A 256-nucleotide genomic window follows, 5' to 3' on the forward strand; every position below is an offset into this window, starting at 1 on the left:
CTGGTGCGCCGCCTGGTGGCGCTGACCTGCGCCGAGCCGCCCGGCGAGGTGACCCACTGGACCGGGCGCGCCATGGCCGAAGCCGTCGGGGTCTCGCTGCGCTCGGTGCAGCGCGTCTGGGCCGCCCACAAGCTCCAGCCGCACCGGGTCCGCACCTTCAAGCGCTCGCGCGATCCGGCCTTCCTCGCCAAGCTGGCGGCGATCGTCGGCCTCTACATGGCCCCGCCGCGGCACGCGGTGGTCCTGTCCGTCGACG

1 pseudogene is annotated in these 256 nt (G+C 75.4%); it reads left to right on the top strand.

Annotated elements, in window-relative coordinates:
- Window positions 1-256: pseudogene (locus tag LI162_RS15445) on the top strand (IS630 family transposase); the annotation flags it as partial.

The sequence above is a fragment of the Mediterraneibacter sp. 210702-DFI.3.120 genome (assembly GCF_020561005.1).
GTDB classification, from domain to species: domain Bacteria; phylum Bacillota; class Clostridia; order Lachnospirales; family Lachnospiraceae; genus Mediterraneibacter; species Mediterraneibacter faecis.